The sequence below is a fragment of the Glaciecola sp. HA4-3 genome (assembly GCF_055693685.1).
In genome coordinates this window covers 565959-588245 of record NZ_CM146340.1, presented here as the reverse complement: position 1 = coordinate 588245, position 22287 = coordinate 565959, and the positions used below count along the sequence as shown (strand labels likewise).

15 protein-coding genes and 4 pseudogenes are annotated in these 22287 nt (G+C 41.2%); 6 read left to right on the top strand and 13 right to left on the bottom strand.

Annotated elements, in window-relative coordinates; all coding sequences use genetic code 11:
* Positions 1 to 8: 8 nt before the first annotated feature.
* From ACZ1G6_RS02830 to phoB, 4 genes and pseudogenes are all read right to left on the bottom strand, one after another.
* A complete protein-coding gene (locus tag ACZ1G6_RS02830) occupies positions 9 to 2804 on the bottom strand; it encodes a hypothetical protein (protein ID WP_472617972.1) in 2796 nt (931 codons plus the stop codon).
* A 146-nt stretch (positions 2805 to 2950) separates the two neighbouring features.
* Positions 2951 to 3970 (bottom strand): PstS family phosphate ABC transporter substrate-binding protein, encoded by a 1020-nt coding sequence (locus tag ACZ1G6_RS02825; RefSeq protein WP_472617971.1) that lies wholly within the window; start codon positions 3968 to 3970, stop codon positions 2951 to 2953.
* Positions 3963 to 5276: a phosphate regulon sensor histidine kinase PhoR gene (gene phoR / locus ACZ1G6_RS02820; RefSeq protein ID WP_472617970.1), complete on the bottom strand. Its 1314-nt coding sequence runs from the start codon at positions 5274 to 5276 to the stop codon at positions 3963 to 3965. Before phoR ends, ACZ1G6_RS02825 begins: the two co-directional genes overlap by 8 nt.
* Positions 5277 to 5313: 37 nt before the next feature.
* Positions 5314 to 6004: pseudogene (phoB, locus tag ACZ1G6_RS02815) on the bottom strand (phosphate regulon transcriptional regulator PhoB).
* Between the two features lie 248 nt (positions 6005 to 6252).
* Between phoB and rdgC the strand changes: the two are divergent.
* Positions 6253 to 7143, top strand: a complete 891-nt coding sequence (rdgC, locus tag ACZ1G6_RS02810) for a recombination-associated protein RdgC (RefSeq protein ID WP_472617969.1) — start codon at positions 6253 to 6255, stop codon at positions 7141 to 7143.
* A gap of 72 nt (positions 7144 to 7215) precedes the next feature.
* On the opposite strand, the gene ACZ1G6_RS02805 is transcribed toward rdgC, so the two are convergent.
* The 5 genes from ACZ1G6_RS02805 to folB form a co-directional block, all read right to left on the bottom strand.
* On the bottom strand, positions 7216 to 8049 hold the full coding sequence (locus tag ACZ1G6_RS02805; RefSeq protein ID WP_472617968.1) for an HDOD domain-containing protein: 834 nt from the start codon (positions 8047 to 8049) through the stop codon (positions 7216 to 7218).
* A 136-nt stretch (positions 8050 to 8185) separates the two neighbouring features.
* Positions 8186 to 8551: a histidine triad nucleotide-binding protein gene (locus ACZ1G6_RS02800; protein WP_472618913.1), complete on the bottom strand. Its 366-nt coding sequence runs from the start codon at positions 8549 to 8551 to the stop codon at positions 8186 to 8188.
* 73 nt (positions 8552 to 8624) lie between these two features.
* Positions 8625 to 9425 carry an undecaprenyl-diphosphate phosphatase gene (locus tag ACZ1G6_RS02795; protein WP_472617967.1) on the bottom strand — a complete coding sequence of 267 codons (801 nt, stop codon included), beginning with the start codon at positions 9423 to 9425 and terminating at the stop codon, positions 8625 to 8627.
* Positions 9422 to 9931 carry a 2-amino-4-hydroxy-6-hydroxymethyldihydropteridine diphosphokinase gene (gene folK, locus ACZ1G6_RS02790; protein ID WP_472617966.1) on the bottom strand — a complete coding sequence of 170 codons (510 nt, stop codon included), beginning with the start codon at positions 9929 to 9931 and terminating at the stop codon, positions 9422 to 9424. The genes ACZ1G6_RS02795 and folK overlap by 4 nt, the downstream gene beginning before the upstream one ends.
* The gene (gene folB / locus ACZ1G6_RS02785) at positions 9924 to 10292 is read right to left on the bottom strand and encodes a dihydroneopterin aldolase (protein ID WP_472617965.1); all 369 of its coding nucleotides are present in this window, start codon (positions 10290 to 10292) and stop codon (positions 9924 to 9926) included. The genes folK and folB overlap by 8 nt, the downstream gene beginning before the upstream one ends.
* Before the next feature lie 219 nt (positions 10293 to 10511).
* Here folB and plsY point away from each other — a divergent pair, with 219 nt between their 5' ends.
* On the top strand, positions 10512 to 11096 hold the full coding sequence (gene plsY / locus ACZ1G6_RS02780) for a glycerol-3-phosphate 1-O-acyltransferase PlsY (protein WP_472617964.1): 585 nt from the start codon (positions 10512 to 10514) through the stop codon (positions 11094 to 11096).
* Here the strand turns inward: plsY and tsaD are convergent.
* Positions 11093 to 12107 (bottom strand): annotated as a pseudogene (tsaD, locus tag ACZ1G6_RS02775) (tRNA (adenosine(37)-N6)-threonylcarbamoyltransferase complex transferase subunit TsaD). The gene plsY and the pseudogene tsaD overlap by 4 nt on opposite strands.
* A 293-nt stretch (positions 12108 to 12400) precedes the next feature.
* Here tsaD and rpsU point away from each other — a divergent pair.
* The 4 genes and pseudogenes from rpsU (at position 12401) to rpoD (ending at position 17095) form a co-directional block, all read left to right on the top strand.
* The gene (gene rpsU, locus ACZ1G6_RS02770; protein ID WP_472617963.1) at positions 12401 to 12616 is read left to right on the top strand and encodes a 30S ribosomal protein S21; all 216 of its coding nucleotides are present in this window, start codon (positions 12401 to 12403) and stop codon (positions 12614 to 12616) included.
* A 163-nt stretch (positions 12617 to 12779) separates the two neighbouring features.
* Entirely contained in the window at positions 12780 to 13235 is a 456-nt protein-coding gene (locus tag ACZ1G6_RS02765; protein WP_472617962.1) for a GatB/YqeY domain-containing protein, read from the top strand.
* A 6-nt stretch (positions 13236 to 13241) separates the two neighbouring features.
* A pseudogene (gene dnaG, locus ACZ1G6_RS02760) lies at positions 13242 to 15012 on the top strand (DNA primase).
* A 259-nt stretch (positions 15013 to 15271) separates the two neighbouring features.
* On the top strand, positions 15272 to 17095 hold the full coding sequence (gene rpoD, locus ACZ1G6_RS02755) for an RNA polymerase sigma factor RpoD (RefSeq protein ID WP_472617961.1): 1824 nt from the start codon (positions 15272 to 15274) through the stop codon (positions 17093 to 17095).
* A gap of 33 nt (positions 17096 to 17128) precedes the next feature.
* On the opposite strand, the gene ACZ1G6_RS02750 is transcribed toward rpoD, so the two are convergent.
* The 3 genes and pseudogenes from ACZ1G6_RS02750 to ACZ1G6_RS02740 form a co-directional block, all read right to left on the bottom strand.
* On the bottom strand, positions 17129 to 18013 hold the full coding sequence (locus ACZ1G6_RS02750) for a hypothetical protein (RefSeq protein WP_472617960.1): 885 nt from the start codon (positions 18011 to 18013) through the stop codon (positions 17129 to 17131).
* A gap of 9 nt (positions 18014 to 18022) precedes the next feature.
* A pseudogene (locus tag ACZ1G6_RS02745) lies at positions 18023 to 21132 on the bottom strand (efflux RND transporter permease subunit).
* Positions 21132 to 22199, bottom strand: coding sequence for an efflux RND transporter periplasmic adaptor subunit (locus ACZ1G6_RS02740; RefSeq protein ID WP_472617959.1), 1068 nt, complete (start codon positions 22197 to 22199; stop codon positions 21132 to 21134). Before ACZ1G6_RS02740 ends, ACZ1G6_RS02745 begins: the two are co-directional and overlap by 1 nt.
* Between the last annotated feature and the right edge of the window lie 88 nt (positions 22200 to 22287).

Below are 22287 nucleotides of genomic sequence, written 5' to 3'. Positions count from 1 at the left end.
TTTAAGACTTAATCTAAGCCAACCGTCCAATCAGCAGTCCAATCATTTTGAGCATCTTTGACTGCACCAATAAAGTCTACGTCAGTGAAAAAAGCGTCAACACTATTTACAGCCGTTGGGCTTGTAGTATCAATGGTGAATTTGCCATTAAGTACCGCGGCTTGGTTAGCAGCAAAACTATTACCATTTTGTCCTAGGAACCATGCTTCTTGGTCAAAATCACCGCTATTGTTAATATTTTGCTCACAAGCAATTACCGAGCTTTCAAACGTCATTTGAGGGCTATTCGTACCATCCATATTTCCTAATAAAGTGGCATCAGGAACAGACTCTGACAAATCCGCTTCAAAACACTCGCCCATCCCCACAGGACCAGTAATCACAAAGTTATACAATTGAGCATTGGTTTGGTCTCGAAGTAGCACGCCTTCAGAATCCAAGTCACTGGTATCGAATGTATTACCGATAACAGTCATATTGGCAATCATTGGGTTTGAAAACGCTGTGCCTTCTCCACCATCACCGTCACCTTCTATGGCACGGTTGGCGTCTAAATCACCATCTTGCGCATGTTGCACTAATACAAACTGCATTTTACCGGTGTAACCATTATCCCAATCAACAGAATCATCTTGAATGCCCGTTAACACGACATAACGAGCGTTAACTGCACCACCAAAGAACTCAATACCATCGTCTGCATTCTTGTGCACTTGCAAATATTCAACAATAGTACCTGAGCCTACTGAACCAAAGGTAATACCATTGAGTTCATTGTCAGGCGCAATTTCAAATCCACCATGCATCACGCGGACATAACGAAGGGTACCTGAACTTTCAGCATTATCATTTCCGCCAAACACCGCACCTTCTTGTGCACCTTCAACTTGTAATGAACAATCGGAACCATCAATTGGGCATTTAGTTGATGTACCGTTACCTAAAATAATCATGCCGCCCCATTGGCCTGCTGCACCATTTGCAAGACCTGCAACAAGACCGTTCTCAACATGCTGTTTTGAAGTGAAAGTTATAGGGTTAGAGGCAGTACCATCAGCAATGATGCTCGAGCCTCGGCTAACAACCAAATAATCGTTACCAGAAGCGCCATAAACAATCGTACCGGGGTCAACTGTTAATGTTGCACTATCAGTATTATCACCACCAACAAATACTGCGCCCGATAAGGCATATACATTATCGTTAGTGAGTCTTAAATTTGATGTTATACGACCTGAAATTTCACATGTGTTTGACGAGCCATCGACTGAAGCAATCGTTGTTGTCCCTGTTGGACAACCTGACGCACTTTGCACCACATCAATTGTTCCGCCACCAAATCCAAAAGCCCAACCTTGACGCCAATCATTCGCACCAACTGCACCGACAAACGTATTTGTCTCAAAGAACGAATCTAAGTTAGCAGGATTTCCACCGGCTGTTAGTAGTTCACTTTCTGAAGTTAGGGTGCCGTCTTGGTTTAGTCCCAACTGCCCACGATTTTCAAAGCTCAACAAGGTATTTGTTGTTTCATCAGTAAACCATGTTTCTAGGTTAACGCTGGCATCGTCGAACTGAAATGGAGTTGAACAAGCAATGTATGAATGCGTAATGGTAATATCACCATCGCCTAAGTTACCTTGAACCGTCTCATCAGTATCCATCTCAAGGCACTCACCCGTACCTGATGATCCTGTAATTAACATGTTCATGATGTTTGCGCCTGTCTGATCGCGCAGTAAAACACCTTCTGAGTCTAAGTCAGACGTATCATAGTCATTACCAATAATCGTGATGTTAGCGATTTGAGGCTTTGAAAAATCGGTTCCTTCACCGCCATCTCCGTCTCCTTCGATGCCGCGATTCGCATCTGAATTATCAGAGGCATGTTCGATATACACATATTGAAGTTTACCCGTATACCCATTGTCCCAATCTACAGAGTCGTCTTGAATACCGGTTAATACAAGGTGTTTAACATTGACTGCACCACCAAAAAATTCTACGCCATCATCAGCGTTGGCGTGCACTTGTAAATGCGATACTTCAGTACCTGAGCCAACACCACCAAAAGTAATGCCGTTTAACTCATTATCTGGCGCAATTTCAAAGCCTGCATATTTAACCACTAGGTAGTTTAAGTTACCTGAGCTATCAGCATCGTCAGTGCCACCAAAAACAGCACCCTCTTCGACGCCTTCAACTTGTAAGGCACAATCAGAGCCATCTGTTGGGCATTTTGTCGATGTACCGTTTCCTAAGATAACTAGGCCACCCCATTGACCTGCACCTACAGTATCGCCTAGCACATCATTAAACGATGTCATGATTACTGGGCTAGATGCAGTTCCATTGACTTCAATATCTGAATCACGGCTGACCACTAAATAATCACGGCCTGTTCGACCAAAAATGATAGTTCCCTCTTCAATCTCCAAGACGACGCTATCGACTTTATCGCCACCAACAAACACGGGGCCTTCTATCGCCCATACAGTGTCGTTAGTTAAGGTAATAACGCCGTTTTCACCATCGCTATCGGTTAAACGGCCGCTTAAGGTGCGTACTTCGACTGTTTGCCCAAGCGCTGTAGATACTTCACCAGAAAGAAAACTACTTGTAGTCCCAGGTTTTGTATCATCAGGTGTCGTGGGGGTGCCACCTGTGCCATTGCCATTATTATTAGTCACGGTGCTACTGTTATCTATAATATCACCTTCAGCAATATTAATATCGCCACCACAGGCTGTTAGTGAAATAGCAAGTGCTACAGTTGATGCTTTAAAGAGTCCTTGAAGTTTCATTCTTTTCTCCGATTTAGATTGATCTTAGGCTCATAAATTTGCAAGGAGAGTAAACGAGCTAAGTGACAGATTTGTTACATACAAAAGATGTCACAAAACTTTCATATAATTTGGACTTTCAAAAGGTCTCTTGAAAAAAATTACTATCAAAAGCTGACACTAGCGTTGCCGCTAAGCTGAAGGAGTTGTCGTTCGCGTACTCGGTCTGACACACTAAAATACCCGTTATCTTCAACAATCTTTTGTCCTTCATCAGATAAAATAAAAGTCAAAAATGTTTGCTCAAGTTTACCTAATGGCTCATTGGGTGGTTTATTGACAATGATGTACAAAAACCGAGTAAATGGGTAATTTCCGTTTCGAAGATTTTCTGGGGTGGGAGCATAAAACTGTAGACCATCTGATGACAGTGCAAGGGTTTTAACATTCGTATTTTGATAACCTAAAGCAGCATAACCTAGGCCGCCTACACTTGAGGCAATCGATTGCACTACTGATGACGAGCTGGGCATTTCATTTACGCTAAGCTTAAAGTCACCTGAACAAAGTGCATTTTGTTTAAATAAATCATAGGTACCAGAAGCAGAATTACGTCCAAATAGTTGAATATTTTTAGACAAACCAAACTTGTCAATCCCAAGCTCATCCCATGTATCAATCGAGTTTGGTGCACCACATAAGCGCGTAGCTGAGAACATCGCGTCGATTTGAGTCAAGTTGAGTGTATCGACTGGATTATTTTTTTCTGCGTAGATAGCGATTGCATCTAAAGCCACGATTAATACCGTAGGTGGATACCCGTGAATTTGTTTAAAGTTAGCAACTTCTTGTACAGTCAATGCGCGGGACATAGGCCCTATTGTAGCACTGCCTTGTGTTAATGCCTGAGACGCTGTAGCAGAACCACTTGCTTGAATTTGAAACTTCACATGAGGATAGAATTCTTTAAAGCGCTGAGACCATATTGCCATCAAACCGGCCAAGGTATCTGAGCCTACCGATGTTACAGTGCCATAAACACCCGGTGTTGATGCATAATCTAGAACAAGCTGCGCCTGTGCATCCTTGCGCTGCTCAAAACTTTGTGCCATCTGTACTTGCGAATGAGAATGCTTAAGCATGATCAATGCCATTATCAGCAAAACGCCTAATGCTAGCTTATTCATCCCAATCTTCTGCTATCAAGTCTTCAGGAATTGTGAAAAAGAAACGACTACCTTTGCCCACTTTACTTTCTACTTCCAGATTAGAGTTATGATGATTTAGTACATGTTTGACAATAGATAAGCCCAATCCTGAGCCTCCGGTCTTGCGCGAACGCGCCTTATCAATACGGTAAAATCGTTCGGTTAAGCGTCGTAAATGTTTATCCTCTATGCCTTCTCCATTATCGTTGACTTCAAATAATCCCCCGTTGATTTGTCGTGACCAATTAACATGAATCTCACCACCATTGGGCGTATAATGTATGGCATTGAAAATCAGGTTTGAACAGGCACTTCGCATCTCGGTTTCAACGCCATACACACTTAAATCCTTTTGAATATTAAAAGTAATGTTATGTTGTTTGTCTTTGTTTAGGGCCATTGCTTCAAGTTCTATTTGCCTAAACATTGAGGGCATATCAACTACTTTTTCAAAGATTCTGTCTGATGAAGACTCTATTCTAGATAATATCAATAAATCTTCTATCAGGGTCTGCATTCGTTTAGTTTGCGATTCCATCTCTGATATCGCTTTTTTGACAATCGGTGCAGTATCGTCCTGAGCGCTTGAATCTAGGACTTCTAAATACCCGTTAATCACTGTCAAAGGCGTTTTAAGTTCATGAGACACGTTGGCAACGAAGTCTTTTCGCATCTCTTCAAGATGAGAGACCCTAGATACATCGCGAATAATCAATAAAAGTTGGTCATCGCCATAGCCCATAATGCGATATTCAAACATCTTATTTGGGTTTGTTGGCGCTGAAATCTCGATAGGATACTGATAATCGCCCGCGTGTAAAAATTCAATAAAGCTTGGGTGGCGTATCAAATTGTCAATGCGACGTCCGTTGTCATCAGGCCAACGCAGACCAAGTTCTATCCTAGCATTTTTGTTACACCAAACAATCCTAGCCTGTTTGTCTATCACCACTACCGCATCAGGCAAGGCCTCAGAGCCTTCCCTAAAGCGCTTTACCAATTCCCCTAGCGCTTTGCGTTTATTACGATTGCGACGTTGAAGATAATAAATCCCTTCATAAATATAATGCCAAATACCAGGGGCATCTGGTGGAGACAAGGCTCGGCTGCGCCACAGCCATTTGGTTAAGCGATATAAATGAAAGTAATTTGACCCTAGTAACAAGAACAAGGCGACAATTATTGCTGCGGTGATATCCCCTACCACATATCCAATCATCAGTGTTGCGGCGATATAAAACAGCAAACGCAGAACGGTTCTTGACCAAGATTGCGGATAATACATAGCCTTATCCTTTCAGCGCAGTAGTGTCGTTCAAAACTTAGCTTTTGATCGAGAAACGATAACCCGAACCTCTGACGGTTTGAATAAGTTTATCGTGTCCGTTCATTGATATTGCTTTGCGTAAGCGCCTTATGTGTACATCAACAGTTCTATCTTCCACATAAACATTGGTGCCCCATACGTTATCAAGCAGTTGTTCTCGACTATAAACACGCTCAGGATGGCTCATGAAAAAATGTAGCAGTTTGAATTCGGTTGGCCCCATGTCAACTGCTTGCCCTTGGCTTGTGACACGATGAGAGATTGGCTCTAATACCAAGCCATTAAATTCAATAGGCTCTTCTTTTGAAGTAGGTGTAACCCGACGCATAACGGCTTTGATGCGAGCAACTAGCTCTTTTGGCGAAAACGGTTTAGTAATATAATCATCAGCACCGGCTTCAAGACCTCTGATTTTATCATCCTCTTCACTTCGTGCCGTTAACATGATGACAGGAATATCTTTAGCAAACTCATGCTGCTTCAGTTTTTTTGCCATTTGTACGCCTGAACCACTCAGGTAGCATCCAGTCTAGTAAAATTAAGTCCGGATAGGGTTCTTGAATCTTTGAAAGGCCAACATCGTAATCTTCAGCTTCATCCACAGTAAATCCAGCTTGCTCTAAAACAAAGCTAAGCATATCCCTGATTGGCGCTTCATCTTCGACTAAAAGAATAGTGCGTGACATTTTTTTCTTCACTCGCGTCATAAATTTTGACCGTATTATTAGAGTGATGTGTGACAGTTTTATGAAACAATCTGTAAAAGATGTCAAGCTTTTGCGAAATAAACCACACACATGAAACAAAAATGACACATAGCTGATATTAATATTCATCCTTAATTATCTTCTTAACAAGGCCTGTTTTAGTCTTTGACCTCAATTAAAGGTATTGCTACTCTCTTGCTCCTTATTTGCTAATGACTAATGCCATAATGTTCAAAAATTTAAAGATTTATCGTTTTACTAATCCATTTAAATTGGATGATGAACAATTACAAACTCACTTAGAATCAATGCCTTTTAGATCTTGCACCTCCCAAGAAATTCATAGCATGGGGTTTGTGTCGCCTCTACCAAAATCACAGAGCCTATATCATCAAGTCGGTTCTGATTATTTATTTAGCTTAAAAAGTGAGCAAAAAATTCTCCCTGCGAGCGTCATTAATAATGAGCTGAGCGTAAAAGTAGGTGAAATCGAAAATGAAACCGGTAGTCCAGTGTCTAAAAAAGCGCAAAAAGACTTAAAAGAAGAAATTACTATGCGCTTATTACCTCAAGCGTTTAGCAAATTTGCAGTGACCCATGCGTTTATTTCAATTGAACAGCAAGTGATCATCGTCGATGCCAGTTCAGATGGGGCTGCAGAAGTATTACTAGCGTGTCTTCGAAAATGCATTAACTCACTACCAGTTGTTCCTTTTGCTAAGCAATCCAAGCAAGATGTTTTAACGCAATGGCTGATGCAAGATGCACCACAAGATTTTGAAATACTTAACGAGGCAGAATTTAAATCAAGCGCAGATGACGGTGGAATAATAAGGTGCAAAAATCAAGACCTTGATGCTGACGAAGTATTGGCGCACGTGCAAGCAGGAAAATTGGTACAAAAAATATCGGTAAATTATGCAGGGCGATTGACCTGTATCATCGAACAAGATTTAAGTATTAAGCGCCTTAAATTCACTGATATTGTGTTGGAACAAAACCAGGATATCGACAAGTCAAATTTGGCAGCAAAACTTGATGCTGACTTTGCGCTATTCGCTGGGGAAGCTAAAGCATTTATCACCGCACTTAAAGTCATATTTACTGACAACGAGTAAACACGCCGGTTTGCTAGACAAACAAAAAAGCGCACAATTTGTGCGCTTTTTTCTCTAGTGATACATCGTTATTTAAGAAAAGATGGCTTTTGCATTGTCACGAAGTTCGACAAATTCAGGCGTCTTAAGATCATCTAAGTCATTAAATACGCCTCTTGCTTGGGCTTTTTCCAAAATATCTTCAGCATCATCGACTTGCCCAGATATCGCGGCGCCAACTCGAACAAAATCTAAATATCCAACCGATGAAGTGCTATATTCCATATCTCTCCAATGCTCAGCAACTTCAATGAATATCTCGTTAAACTGCCAATGGCGCATAATGCTTCCACCAATTCGCCCTGCTAACTTATCAATGGCAACATCTAAGAATGTAGGATTGGCAAACACACTATCATGTCTTTCTGCTTCTGTTAGTACAGGTAAGGCGCCTATATCAGCAACAAGAGCAGCAAGAGTAATCGTATCGATAGTGAGTGAATTGTCTTTATTGGCTTTTTTATACATCAACATAACGGCCATTGCGTTTGCCACGATATTAATTGTTTGCGACCATTTTTTCGCCATATAGCCTTTAACTAGCTCATTTTTTGAAACAAATAATTGCTCCATGGCTAATGCGGTCGAAATGTTTTTAACCTGCGCAAGTCCAATACGTGTCACCGCTTGCGTGGTAGACGAAACTTTAACTGTCCGACCTAAATATGCGCTATTTGCAATTTTCATCATTCGTGCGCTCAAAGAAGGGTCTTGCCCAACAACATCAGCCATTGCATTTAGATTGATATTAGGATCATCTGCTGCTTTGCGAACTTTAAGTGCAATTGCTGGCAATGTAGGTAATACGAGCGTATCGTTATTAATTTTTTCGACCAATATGGTCAATAATGCGTTTTGAGTTGACATGTAATGTGCCTTATATATGTGTGCCAATATGTATTGTAAACATCAATGATGTGAAGATTAAGACGGTTGAGTCTAGTATCGACGACCATGCCAATAAGTAGCTGATACTATTGTTGCTGCGATTTTATTTTGCAGCTTATTCGACTTTTAGTTTATCAGTATAAGGAGGCCACCCTAAGGGTTTTCCCGCAAGGACGTGTAAGTGAATATGATAGACAGTCTGACCACCATGTTCATTACAATTCATTACCGTTCTAAAACCTTCATTTGCTACACCAAGCTCTTGTGCAACCTTTGCTGCAACAATGTGCATATAACCAACAAGGGCTTCATCTTCGTGAGCAATATCATTGGTCGTCGCAATGTGTTTTTTTGGAATAACCAAAAAATGCACAGGAGCTTGAGGATTGATGTCTTTGAACGCCAATACTCTCTCATCTTCAAATAAGATATCGGCAGGAATCTCTTTTTCAATAATTTTTGTGAAGATTGTTGTCACAATTGTCACCTGTATATGAAATGATGCATCAAAAGCAAATTGCCGCCGCCTGCATCCTGGATGTATAGATTAGGCCTTACGAAAATACAAAATACAGTAAAATAAAGCCTAAAATCAACCGGTAAATCACAAATGGCAACATTCCAATGCGTGATATCCAACTTAAGAATAGGAAAATACATACGTAAGCGGCAATAAATGAAAAGCCTGCACCGTATAACAATGCATACCAATCAACAGCTTGCTTTGCTTCAAGCAGATCAAGAGTTGAAAACAGACCTGCTGCCAGTATTATCGGAATCGAGAGTAAAAATGAAAATCGAGCGGCGCTTTCGCGCGTAAGGCCCAGCATTAAGCCTGCAGTCATCGTGATACCCGAACGAGACGTGCCAGGAATAATGGCCAGCGCTTGAGCAAAACCGATGATGATAGTGTCTTTGAGCGTTAACTTGTCTGTTGATTTGCTTTGCTTTGCATACGCATCGGCGTACCAAAGCAATAAACCAAACACAATGGTGGTAATAGCAATTACCAAAGCCGAGCGCGCATAAATCTCGATGATATCCTTCATCAAAAAGCCAAACAAACCCGCTGGGATTGTGCCAATTACCACCCACCAAGCTAAACGCGAATCGGTCGATTGTTTACGCGTAAATCCATGCCCAAACCATGCGACCGCTAATCGAAAAATATCAGTACGAAAATATATTATCACTGCAAGCAAACTACCCACATGCACTGCGACATCGAAGGCTAAACCTTGGTTTTTCCAACCCAAAATTTCAGCAGGTAAAATCAGATGAGCAGAGCTAGATATGGGTAAAAACTCAGTTAAACCCTGAATTATGGCTAAAATGATAATTTCATAAATCGTCACGTTTGGGTTCCTTTCCATATAAGTGTTGATGGCCAAAGGCGCTGATGCTTATTTGGATTTTCTTGTAAAAAACGCGTCCATAATTGTGAATATGTTTGTTTAACGACAGGATGTGTTTCTTGCGGCGCGATTTCAGCTAGCGGCTTTAAAACAAATGCATTGTATTCGATTTCAGGCCTTGGTAACACCACTGGCTGTTCACAAACAATTGCATCATAAGTCAGTAAGTCTAAATCTAAGGTTCGATTGCCAAATTTTTTATCTCTCACTCGCCCATGTTCGTTCTCAATGTCTTTTAGCGAGCGGCATACTTGCTCAACAGTCATCGTTGTTAAAGCACAAACAACCAGATTGTAAAAATTATGACCATCAAACCCAACTGATTCACTCTCAAAAATGGTCGACACTTCTGTTGTGTCAAAAATATCATCCAGCGCCTCGATACCACTTAGTGTATTTCGAGTTTTATCAATGTTAGACCCAACACTGATATAGATTTTATGCATTATTTACATCGTCCTTGCGTCTGTTAAGCGTAATTCCTACACTTTGTGCGTTAGCTAAAATATCAGGCTTGTGAACCCTTAATGAAACGGATTTAGGAGAAAATTCATCAACAATATAGTCTATCATGGTTTGTCCAAGGCTCTCTAACAAAGCAAACTCTGAATTATCAGCAATCTGCTCGAGTTTCTGAGCAATCGCACCATAATCGATGGTATCAGACACCTCATCTGATTTGGCAGCAATGCTCAAATCCGTTTCAATATCCACATCAATCACGACTTTTTGTTTTGCATGCCTTTCAAAATCATACACACCGATTAATGTATAAAGTGTTAAACCTTCTATAAATACCCTATCCATTCACTTTTACCCTTTTGCAAAGCATGGCGATGCATAAAACAAGGCCCACTAACATGTCACGTACTAAAATTTCGCGTAATAGTACCCCCTTTAAGGGGTTTAATGAAGTATGTAAATTATAAAATTAATACTAACAAGCACTGCACCGTATCGTGTGTTTGATGCAAACATAAGGTAAACTAAAACCAACTTTACCGTTGAGCATGGAATTCGAGCGCTTTGATATTATTAATCGCATGTGCTTTAGGCGCATATTTACTGGGGTCGATTTCTAGCGCTATTGTGATCACGCGTCTACTTTCAAAAAAAGACATCCGGGAAATGGGCTCGCATAACCCGGGCACCACTAATGTTTTGCGGGTTGTTGGAAAAACGGCAGCAGCCTTAGTGTTAGTTTTTGATATTCTAAAAGGCAGCATACCGGTATACGTGGGATTTTTACTTGGCTTACCCCCTTTGAGCTTAAGCATTATTGGTTTATGTGCTTGTATAGGCCATATGTTTCCCCTTTATCATCAGTTCAAAGGAGGCAAAGCAGTTGCAACGGCTTTAGGTGCACTAATCCCGATTAGCTGGTCGATATTAGCAAGTTTGCTAACGACGTGGATAGTGGTATTTGCCATTTCTAGAGTTTCATCGATTGCGGCAATCATCACTTTAACCCTTGCTCCCATTTATGTGTATTTTTTGGCACCCGATTACACTGTCGCTGTCTTGCTACTTAGTTTACTGATTATTGCTCGTCACAAAGACAACATTAAGCGAATCTTAAGCAAGCAAGAAAATAAAATCTCAAAACCCTAGATTGCACTAAGTGATTCAAGAGACCAACGCGGCATCGCCTTGGCATCTAAAGGACTTGTTTCCCCATTGAGCATTCTTTGGCAGCCCGCATAAGCAATCATAGCACCATTGTCAGTGCAGTATTCAAAGCTAGGATAAAACACCTCAAAGCCTACTTTATCACTTGCCTTGGCAAATTCAGCACGAAGCATTTTATTGGCCGCAACACCGCCTGCCATGACAATTCGATTCAAACCAGTTTGCTTTAGGGCTCTTGTGCATTTAATCAATAATGTATCTACAACTGCTTCTTGAAACGCATAAGCAATATTTGCACGGGTTGTTGGATCGTCTGGTTCTTTCTTAATCGTATTAGCTACAAAGGTTTTTAATCCGCTAAAGCTCATATCTAAGCCAGGACGGTCGGTCATTGGTCTGGGAAATTTATAATGACCAAGGCTCACCTGATTCAGCTAATTTTGCTAATAAAGGACCACCTGGATAGTCTAAGCCAAGTAACTTGGCCGTTTTATCAAAGGCTTCCCCTGCGGCGTCGTCAACAGACTCACCTAAAACTCGATATTGGCCAATACCTCTTACGTCAACCAACATACTGTGACCACCAGACACAAGTAAGGCAACAAATGGAAACTTAGGCGCATTTTTATCCAACATTGGGGCCAACAAATGCCCCTCCATATGATGAACACCTAGCGAAGGCACTTGCCAAGCATAGGCTAAGGAGCGCGCCATCCCTGATCCGACAAGCAAAGCACCAACCAAACCAGGTCCTCTTGTATATGCGACACCATCAATGTCATGTTTGTTTAAACCAGACTGTGCCATTGTTGCCTCAACTAATGGCACAATCTTTCTAACGTGGTCTCGCGACGCTAACTCAGGTACAACACCGCCATAGTCAGCATGCATTTTAACTTGGCTATATAACTTGTGCGCTAACAATCCATTTTCACTGCAATAAATCGCGATGCCTGTTTCATCACATGAGGTTTCTATACCTAACACTTTCATGGGGGTGTCACCAATGCTTAAGGGGGAGTTATGTTGCGTGTTAGTATAAAACAGAATCAGCCCTTGTGTATTTATTTTGCGTACGAAAATTCTGCTCTTAAACTTCGGTTCTTGTTGATAAATAAGCACTAATAAAACAAAAACCATTTTATTGATTATTTTTTGTGTTTTAGCCTTTACAAAAACTCGATAAGTGGGTACTATTTCGCACCAATTTTTAGCCCGGGTAATTAGATTATCAAGTAATTACACGCAATACCCGGATGATTTAATGCCAAAGGTGAAGATTTAACATGCCAATTGTGAAAGTAAGAGATAACGAACCGTTTGATATCGCATTAAGAAGATTCAAGCGTTCATGTGAAAAAGCAGGTGTTCTTTCAGAAGTACGCCGTCGCGAATATTTTGAAAAGCCTACGTGGGAACGTAAGCGTAAAAAAGCGGCCGCTAAAAAACGTCACATGAAAAAGTTAGCTCGCGAAAACGCACGTCGTATCAAGTTTTACTAGACGACAGCTAAGATTTTTCTTAAAAAAAGCGGACGTGTCAAAGCGTCCGCTTTTTTGTGTTGTGCGTAATATCTACTAACGCTAAAGAACATAACAAGTTAAAAGTAGTAATCTTTGACATCCGTCTTCTGGTACCATTATTAAAAAACGAAAGGACAACAACATGGCAAATGACAATGCATTATTAACGCAATTAAAAGATGCTCAAAGAGACGCGATGCGCAGCAAAGACAAGCTATCTTTGGGCACGATAAGAATGGCTTTGGCAGCGGTAAAGCAGCGTGAAGTTGATGAAAGAATTGAGCTAAGCGAAACAGATGTATTGCAGATTTTGACTAAAATGGTCAAACAAAGGCAAGAATCAATTGCACAATTCACAAAAGGTGGCCGAGAAGACTTAGCGGCAATCGAAGAATCTGAAATAGAGGTGTTAAAACGGTTTTTACCACAAGCACTAACAAGCCAAGAAGTGAGTGACATTGTTGAAGCTGCTATTACCAATACTGGTGCCCAGAGCATGAAAGACATGGGTAAGGTAATGGGTGCAATTCGAGATAAGCTACAAGGCCGCGCCGATATGGGTGAAGTCAGCGCAATTATTAAAGCGCAACTAAGTTAATATTTTATGGCCGGTAGGATTCCGCGGGATTTTATAGATGATTTGATTGCTAGAAGTGATATCGTTGATGTCATTGATAGTCGTGTCAAATTAAAAAAAGCCGGTCGAAACTACTAAGGCATGCTGCCCTTTTCATAATGAAAAAACCCCTTCGTTTTCAGTCAGTCAAGAAAAACAGTTCTATTACTGTTTTGGTTGTGGTGCAAAGGGCAATGTTATTAGTTTTTTAATGGAATACGATAGGTTTGAATTTGTTGAAGCCATTGAAGAACTTGCTGCACAATATAATCTAGAGGTTCCTCGCGAAAAAGGGGCCGCTCCTGGGCCAACACAAGCGCAAAAAAATGAGCGAGAGCAAGACTATGCTTTAATGGAAAGCGTAGCCAAATTTTTTGAACATCAACTTAAACATCATGATAACTCTGCTAAAATAATTGATTATTTGAAAGGGCGAGGTTTAAGTGGTGAAACCGTTAAACATTGGGGTATTGGCTATGCCCCTCAAGAGTGGGATGGCGTCTTAAGCCGATTTGGCCTTGATAACGACAGTATTAAACGGCTCTTAAACCTTAAGCTTGTAAATGAAAACGACAATAAAAAGCAATATGACTTTTTTCGAGATCGTGTCATGTTTCCTATCCGCGATAAACGCGGCCGAGTAGTTGCCTTTGGTGGTAGAATTATTGATGACCAAGGCCCAAAATATCTTAACTCCCCAGAAACCTCTATTTTTCACAAAAGTTATGAGCTTTATGGCCTATATCAGGCAAGACAAACAAACCGTAAGCTAGACAAGTTACTTGTGGTCGAAGGCTACATGGATGTCGTTGCACTTTATCAACATGATATTACTTATGCGGTGGCGGCGCTAGGAACTGCAACCACACCTGAGCATATACAAACAATGTTAAAGTCTACATCGTCTATCATTTGTTGCTATGACGGTGATCGCGCCGGCAAAGAAGCGGCTTGGCGTGCACTAGAAAACGCATTACCGTTTTTACAAGACGGTAAATCGCTTAGTTTCTTATTCCTGCCCGATGCTGAAGACCCAGATTCCATGGTGCAAAAAATCGGTAAAGCTGAATTTGAAAAACTTTATGACACTGCCAAACCATTATCGACTTTCTTTTTCGATAAATTATTGAACGAACATACTGTCGCTTCAATCGAGGGGAAAGCAGCCTTAAAAGCACATGCTAACCCTTTAATTGACAAGGTTCTTGGGGAAAATCAGCGTAACATGCTAAAAGCGCAATTAGCAAAACTGTGTGGTGAAGGTGATGGGCATAATTACCAGCAAGACATTAGTGAATCAAATCGGACTAAAGCCATTAGAAAAACCGATTATGCTCACATGAAAGATGTTAAGTTGACGCCACTTAGACGAATGGTCAAATTACTGTTAGAAGCCCCGTCTATTGCAGCTAATAACCCGCAAGCAAATCCTAGTGCGTTGGATCAGCGCACCTTAAAGGGCTTGCCATTTTTGATAGAAATATATGATTATTGTCTGCTACACCCTCGTGCCAATACCGGACAAATATTAGAAGCGTTTAGAGAACATCAACACAACAAACATTTGACCTCTTTGTTAGCTAACGCTGAAGATACCCAAATTGACCTTGATGCAGAGTTTGTTGCGTGCTTTCAAATACTCGTTAAGCAACAATTACAAGCACGCTTAGATCAGTTGTTAGCGCAACAAGAGTTAGGCAATATTAGTGACGCTGAAGCACAAGAAATCAATGCAATATTGCAATCAATCAATGTTTAAATTAGCAGTAACTTCTACAATATAAACGATCACGTTCATTTATGAACATTCCCCTTGGAAATTACGTACTAAGACTACCGCGGAACCTAGTAACTTGCCCTTTTTTTGTGCTATACTAGGGAGTTCTATCGAGAAGAGGTAAGACGAGTTTGTAAGTGCTTGATTTTTGTTATTTAAATATAGCAAAAAATATGCAACAAACTTAACTAAACAAGAGCTTTATACATACTTAAAGCTCGCCAGACGTGTAAGGTATACTGTGCAAAGTAAGCAATCCCAGATAAAACTCCTGATTGCCAAAGGCAAAGAACAAGGTTATTTAACTTTTGCCGAGGTCAACGACCATCTTCCTGCGGACATTGTAGATTCAGACCAGATCGAAGATATCATCCGCATGATTAATGATATGGGCATTCAAGTTTTCGAATCAGCACCTGATTCAGACGAACTTCTAATGCAAGAAACAACGACTGATGAAGATGCAGCAGAAGCAGCCGCTCAGGCACTTGCTACTGTAGAAAGTGAAATAGGCCGAACAACTGATCCTGTCCGTATGTACATGCGTGAGATGGGTACTGTTGAGCTTCTTACCCGAGAAGGCGAAATCGAAATAGCGAAGAGGATTGAAGATGGTATAAATCAAGTTCAATGCTCAGTTGCAGAATACCCAGAAGCTATCACCTACTTGCTCGACCAATGGGACTTGTTTGAGGCAGAAGAAATTCGCTTAAGTGATATTATTATCGGCTTTGTTGACCCCAACGAAGAAGACGTTGCGCCTACTGCAACCCACGTTGGTTCTGAATTGTCAGATGATGATTTAGACGATGACGACGATGATGATGATGAAGACGATGAAGAAGATGATAATTCTGTTGACCCAGAATTGGCTCGAGAGAAATTTGCAGCCCTTCGTGTTCAATATAACAAAGCCCGCGATGTCATTGAAAGTAAAGGTCGTGCTCATAAATCTGCGAAAAAAGAAATTGCTCAACTAAGTGAAGTCTTTAAAGAATTCAGATTAGTGCCGAAACAGTTTGACCGCATGGTTCGAAACATGCGTGACATGATGGATAGAGTCCGTATACAAGAGCGCCTTGTCATGAAGTTTTGTGTGGCAAAAGCAAAGATGCCTAAGAAAGACTTCATCAAAGCGTTTGCAGGTAACGAGACCAGTACCGACTGGTTATACAAAGCGCTAGACGGCAAAGCAGCTTATGTGGGTAACTTGTACGAGTTCAAAGAAGAAATTGAGCGTTGTATCAGCAAAATGAATGCTGTTGAACAAGAGACAGGCTTGATTATTCCGGACATTAAAGACATCAACCGTCGTATGTCAATTGGCGAAGCAAAAGCAAGACGCGCCAAAAAAGAAATGGTAGAAGCAAACTTACGTTTGGTTATCTCAATTGCCAAAAAATATACCAATCGCGGACTTCAATTCCTTGATTTGATCCAAGAAGGTAATATTGGTTTGATGAAAGCAGTTGATAAGTTTGAGTATCGCCGTGGTTACAAGTTTTCAACTTATGCAACATGGTGGATAAGACAAGCGATAACACGCTCAATTGCCGACCAAGCGCGTACGATACGTATTCCAGTGCACATGATTGAAACAATCAATAAACTGAATCGAATTTCACGCCAAATGCTTCAAGAAATGGGACGTGAACCATCACCTGAAGAATTGTCAGAACGCATGTTAATGCCAGAAGACAAAATCAGAAAAGTACTTAAGATTGCCAAAGAGCCAATCTCGATGGAAACGCCAATTGGTGATGATGAAGATTCGCATTTAGGTGACTTTATAGAAGACACCAAAATCACTCAACCTTTAGACTCTGCTACAGGCGGAAGCTTAAAAGACGCAACACAAGAAGTGCTTGCAGGTTTGACGGCACGTGAGGCTAAAGTTTTGAGAATGCGTTTTGGTATTGATATGAACACCGACCATACACTTGAAGAAGTGGGTAAACAATTTGATGTAACACGTGAACGTATCCGTCAAATTGAAGCTAAGGCACTTCGCAAGCTTCGTCACCCAAGTCGTTCTGAGCAACTAAAGAGTTTCTTAGACGAGTAATCAAGTATCAAAAAACAAAAAGCCGGGCTATGTTTAATACATATTCCGGCTTTTTTTATGAGCATCTAAATCAACTTCATATATGCGGCGATGCAAACGATTACTACTTGGCTCCCAAATACCATCTTTTAACACAAGCGAATCGACACCTAAACGATTTAAGCTGTCAACTGAATAGTAAAATCCAAAATATTCATACGATTGATAGGTTTGCTCATATGCGCCTAACTGCCCTAAGTATGGAATATCCTTATTCATATTTGGATTAATACTGTCATATAAAGTATTTTCTGCTTCTACTAAATAAGCCACTCTTTGCTCAGCTGTGACGACTTGGCAGTTACCATCTTTACCCATAATTTCATCATATGCACACTGACCAAAGGATGAATTATTGCGATTGTCGAACACACTAATGCGTTGGCGACTTATCTCAACCAAGCTAATTACTGCTTCATAACCCTCGACGCCAAAAGTACTGCCTGTTTTGGCATCCGGGCTAATTGCTTTGCGCATTTGCTCAATAAAGTTAGCCTGTTTAGGGCCACCATGAAAAATAACCAAACTGTTTTTGGATAGAATTTTTTGCCTACCGGCCAAGAAAATATAATTTGCACAAGAAGAGATACAGTAGTCAACAATTTCAACATCAATACGATTTCGATTTATAAAATCCCCCATTGCCATGCCTGCCTGTAAGTCACCGCCTGTGGATTTAATCCTCAGGCGATCGCCCGGGCGATAGAGCTCAATAAATGTGTTAACTCGAGCAGGATCAATACCCCCAAAATAACTTATTTCGTTGTGACTTGTGCGTTCAACACCGTCGATATCAGGACTAAACAACAAAGAACCAAGCCATGTTAGCAAAGCAAACACGGCGATGAAAAATACCACTATTTTACTGACAGAGCTCATGCTTAAACCCTAATTTTGAGCGCCTTTTTCGTAGGGCAGTTCTTGTGTCAGTTTTTCTAGTTTCTTTGTACGTTTTAAAGGTGAGCCAGTGTTGCGTGCTAAATATGAATACGCAGTAGGTACAATAAACAAGGTCATGAAAACACTAAACAACACACCCGCAAAAATCACCATCCCAATCACTGCCCGCGACTCTGCGCCTGGGCCCGATGCTAACACTAGTGGCAAAGCGCTAAATAGCGTAGTAAATCCAGTCATCACAATTGGGCGTAATCGAAGCATTGCTGCCCTTTTTACGGCTTCTTCAAATTCGGTGCCTGAATCTCGCAACTGATTTGCAAATTCGACGATCAAAATACCATTTTTAGCAGCAAGCCCAATCAACATTACCAAACCAATTTGACTATAAATGTTAATCGAAAATCCTGCCAAGTATAATCCGACATAGGCACCAACAAGTGCCAGCGGCACCGTTAACATAATCACAAAAGGATGCACCCAACTTTCAAACTGAGCAGCTAAGACCAAATATGTCACGGCTAAGGCTAGTAAGAAAATAAAGAAAAATGAGTTACCCGATTCTTGGTATAACTGCGATTCACCTTTGTAATCAATCGATACTTCACTAGGTAGTTCATTAGCAACTATGTCTTCTAAAAATACTAATGCTTCACTTATGGTATAGCCATCCGCTAAATTTGCACTTATGGTCACCGCACGCATTCTGTTATAACGATTTAAGGTATTCGAAGTCGCTTGCTCTTTAACACTTAATAAGTTATCAAGCGGTATCAGTTCTCCTGTTCTGTCGCTTCTTACGTAGATGTTGTCAATACTATTTGGGCTTCTATAATCAGCTTCATTACCTTCTAAGACAACATCATATTCTTGGCCTCTATCTAAGTAGGTCGAAACCCTGCGTTGACCAAGCATGGTTTCTAGTGTGCTTCCAATTTCTGAAATTGACACACCAAGATCTGCTGCTCTGTCTCGGTCAATGTTGACTAATAACTGGGGTGAGGTTTCTTTATAATCTGAATCAATTCGCAATAAGTTAGGATTCTCAGCGGCTTTTTCCATCACAATGTTACGCCACTCTACTAACTCTTCGTAAGTATTCCCTTGCAGTACAAATTGCACTGGACGACCTAAACCGCGCCCGCCAATCGCAGAGCGCATAATCGCAAATGCGCGAACATCCGGCAGCTGAGATAGCTTCCCACTTATCTCATTCATAACATCAAAGGTACTTCGCTCACGCTCTTCCCAAGGTGCCATTCCAACAATGGCTATACCTGCTGTACCACCGAAGCCTGGTGTTCTTACCAATACTCTCACCACTTCACCGGACTCGCGATAAGGCATAAGTATGTCTTCAATTTGTTTTAAGTTACGCGAATTACTCTCGTAGCTTGCGCCTTCTTGTGCCTGCATTAAAATAAAGAAATTGCCTCTATCTTCTCGAGGCACAAACTCTTCAGGCACTTTGCCTTGCATCTGAATAATAACCGCGATGCTTGCAATCACCATAATCGCCATGAGCAATGGCTGTTTCATCGTGGTGCCTAAAGAACGATAGTAAGCTTGTTCAAGGCGTTTAAAGCCATTGTCGATAAACACACCGAAACCAGATGATCGCTCTCGTTTTTTCAAAATTTTAGACGCTAACATCGGTGATAGAGTTAAGGCAGTAAAGCTTGAAAACGCAACCGCTGCTGCTATTGCAATCGCAAACTCAGTGAATAGGCGTCCAATATTACCTTCCAAGAAAACCAGTGGTACGAATACCGATATCAATACTAAGGTAGTTGCAATTACAGCAAAGCCGACTTCGCGTGCGCCTCGATAAGCCGCAAGAATCGGCGGTTCGCCCAACTCAATGCGCCTGTAGATATTTTCTAGGACTACGATGGCATCATCAACCACAAGTCCAATGGCAAGCACAAGCGCAAGTAAGGTCAATAAGTTAATTGAAAATCCCATCATAAACATCACAATAAAAGATGCTACTAATGAAATTGGCACGGTTAGTGCGGGTATTAAAGTCGCTCTAACATTCCCTAAAAACAAATAAATCACCACAATTACCATGATCATCGCAATGCCCAAGGTGTTATAGACTTCGTTTATCGATTCTTCGATAAATACTGATGAATCATAACTAGGAACGATAAAAATGTTATCTGGTAAGGTTTTTTGAATGCGTTCAACTGCATCATGCGCGGCACGTGCTACTTCTAACGTATTTGCTTTAGATTGCTTAACAATACCCAAACCAATCATATTGACGCCATCGCCTCTAAAATCAGTTTCATCGTCTTCTGCCGCTAGCTCTACTTGAGCCACGTCTGACAACTTGACCAAAAAGCCATCTGCACCGGCAGCAACGGTTAAATCAGCAAAGTCATCGGGAGTTAAAAAGCTGCGAGCCACTCGCACATCAAAATCTCGATCATTTGATTCTACGCGCCCTGCAGGCAACTCTACATTTTCAGAACGAATTACCCTTTCTATATCGCCAACGGTAATACCACGGGCGGCCATTGCATTTCTATCTAACCAAACTTTCATTGCATATGTTCGTCCCCCCCTAAATTAACACGAGCCACACCATCTGCAATCGACAAACGGTCAACTACGAAGCGATCGGCAAAGTCAGTTAACTCCATCGTATTTAAGTTAGTACTTCTTAAGTTATACCAGACAATAACATCTTCATCAGAATTCGATTTGGCCACCTCTGGCGGGAATGCTTGGTCAGGTAAGTTATTAAGCGCGCGTGATATTCTTTCTCTTACATCATTTGAAGCCGCATCAATGTCACGACTCAAATTAAACTCAATCGTAATGCTAGAACGGCCATTTCGGCTTGAAGAGGAAATATTCTTAATACCTTCAATTCCGCTAATTCGCTCTTCTAGAACCTGTGTAATGCGTGTTTCTATAATTTCAGCAGATGCACCGGGGTAACTGGTATTTACTGACACAATTGGTGGATCAATATCGGGGTATTCACGAAGTGATAGAAACGATATCGCAACAATGCCAAAGACCAACAATAATAGATTTACAACACTTGCAAATACTGGACGTTTAACAGACAAGTCCGATAATAACATTATGCAGCTCCTTGCTGTTCCAAGATTCTAACCGCAGAGCCATCTCGCACGCGCAGCGTTCCTTGGGTGATCACTTTTTGTCCTGCAACTAAACCGTCGATGACCTGCACTAAACCTGGTTTACGTTCACCTACCACAACTTCTGTCTTAACGGCCTTATTATCACCATTAACGACAAAAACAAATTGTGAGTCACCTTCTGGGACCAAGGCACTCTCGGGTATAACTAAGGCATCTAAGACTCGTTTTTCAAGATTTATTTGTAACAACATACCCGGACGCATTTTACGTTCTTTGTTTGGAATCTGTGCCCTGACTTGAATAGAACGTGTTTGAGGGTCGATACGCGAATCAATATTAGTAATCGCTCCCTCAAACTGAACTCCAGGATAAGCTACCGAGGTTGCAAAGACGCGCTGGCCTTGTGCAATGCTGCTAAGGTGCACCTCAGAAATAGAAAAATCTACTTTCATGATACTCACATCATCTAGCGTAGTGATAATATCACCGGGTCGCACTAAAGACCCTACGCTGACGTTGCGTACACCAAGCGAACCAGCAAAGGGAGAAGTGACCATTAGCTCAGCTAAATCAGATTTTGCCACTTCTTGTTGGGCAGTTAATGCCTCAACTCTTGCTCTTTGTTCATCTAAAAGCTGCTCTGATGCGACACTTTGTTGTGCTAAGCCTTCGATTCGTTCTAGTTGTCGTTTTGCTTCAGCCAAATTGATTTGAATTTCGTTTAAGCGGGCGTTTTGAGCACGACTGTTTAATTCCAACAAAAGTTGGCCTTGCTCAACTTCTTCCCCATCATCAAATAAAATTCTAGTTACTGTTTGCGATTCTTGGGCAGTGATATTTACCGACTCGTTAGCCACAGCAGTCCCTAGTGCCTCAACTACTAATGGGAATGCCTCTTGATTTGCCGCTGTCACAACAACTGGCGTTTCACCGCCGCCCCGGCGGTTTTGGGCCTGCTCTGAACTTGGTAAATTGATAAAAACTAAAAAACCGATAAGCGCTAATACGCCAACTAATAAAGGCGAAAACTTCACAAACTTAGACATAAATCTCTCTATTTACCGTTAAAAAATGATGGCCTTTGACCATGCAAAAAGTTGCTTTAATGCTTTGTGTTAACTTTTACTTGTCAGC

What these genes read in the sequence shown, in the direction of transcription:
- ACZ1G6_RS02830 (WP_472617972.1), bottom strand. Translation starts at nt 2,804, where the DNA reads ATGAAACTTCAAGGACTCTTTAAAGCATCAACTGTAGCACTTGCTATT.
- ACZ1G6_RS02825 (WP_472617971.1), bottom strand. Translation starts at nt 3,970, where the DNA reads ATGAATAAGCTAGCATTAGGCGTTTTGCTGATAATGGCATTGATCATG.
- phoR (WP_472617970.1), bottom strand. Translation starts at nt 5,276, where the DNA reads ATGTATTATCCGCAATCTTGGTCAAGAACCGTTCTGCGTTTGCTGTTT.
- rdgC (WP_472617969.1), top strand. Translation starts at nt 6,253, where the DNA reads ATGTTCAAAAATTTAAAGATTTATCGTTTTACTAATCCATTTAAATTG.
- ACZ1G6_RS02805 (WP_472617968.1), bottom strand. Translation starts at nt 8,049, where the DNA reads ATGTCAACTCAAAACGCATTATTGACCATATTGGTCGAAAAAATTAAT.
- folK (WP_472617966.1), bottom strand. Translation starts at nt 9,931, where the DNA reads ATGCATAAAATCTATATCAGTGTTGGGTCTAACATTGATAAAACTCGA.
- folB (WP_472617965.1), bottom strand. Translation starts at nt 10,292, where the DNA reads ATGGATAGGGTATTTATAGAAGGTTTAACACTTTATACATTAATCGGT.
- rpsU (WP_472617963.1), top strand. Translation starts at nt 12,401, where the DNA reads ATGCCAATTGTGAAAGTAAGAGATAACGAACCGTTTGATATCGCATTA.
- ACZ1G6_RS02765 (WP_472617962.1), top strand. Translation starts at nt 12,780, where the DNA reads ATGGCAAATGACAATGCATTATTAACGCAATTAAAAGATGCTCAAAGA.
- ACZ1G6_RS02750 (WP_472617960.1), bottom strand. Translation starts at nt 18,013, where the DNA reads ATGAGCTCTGTCAGTAAAATAGTGGTATTTTTCATCGCCGTGTTTGCT.
- ACZ1G6_RS02740 (WP_472617959.1), bottom strand. Translation starts at nt 22,199, where the DNA reads ATGTCTAAGTTTGTGAAGTTTTCGCCTTTATTAGTTGGCGTATTAGCG.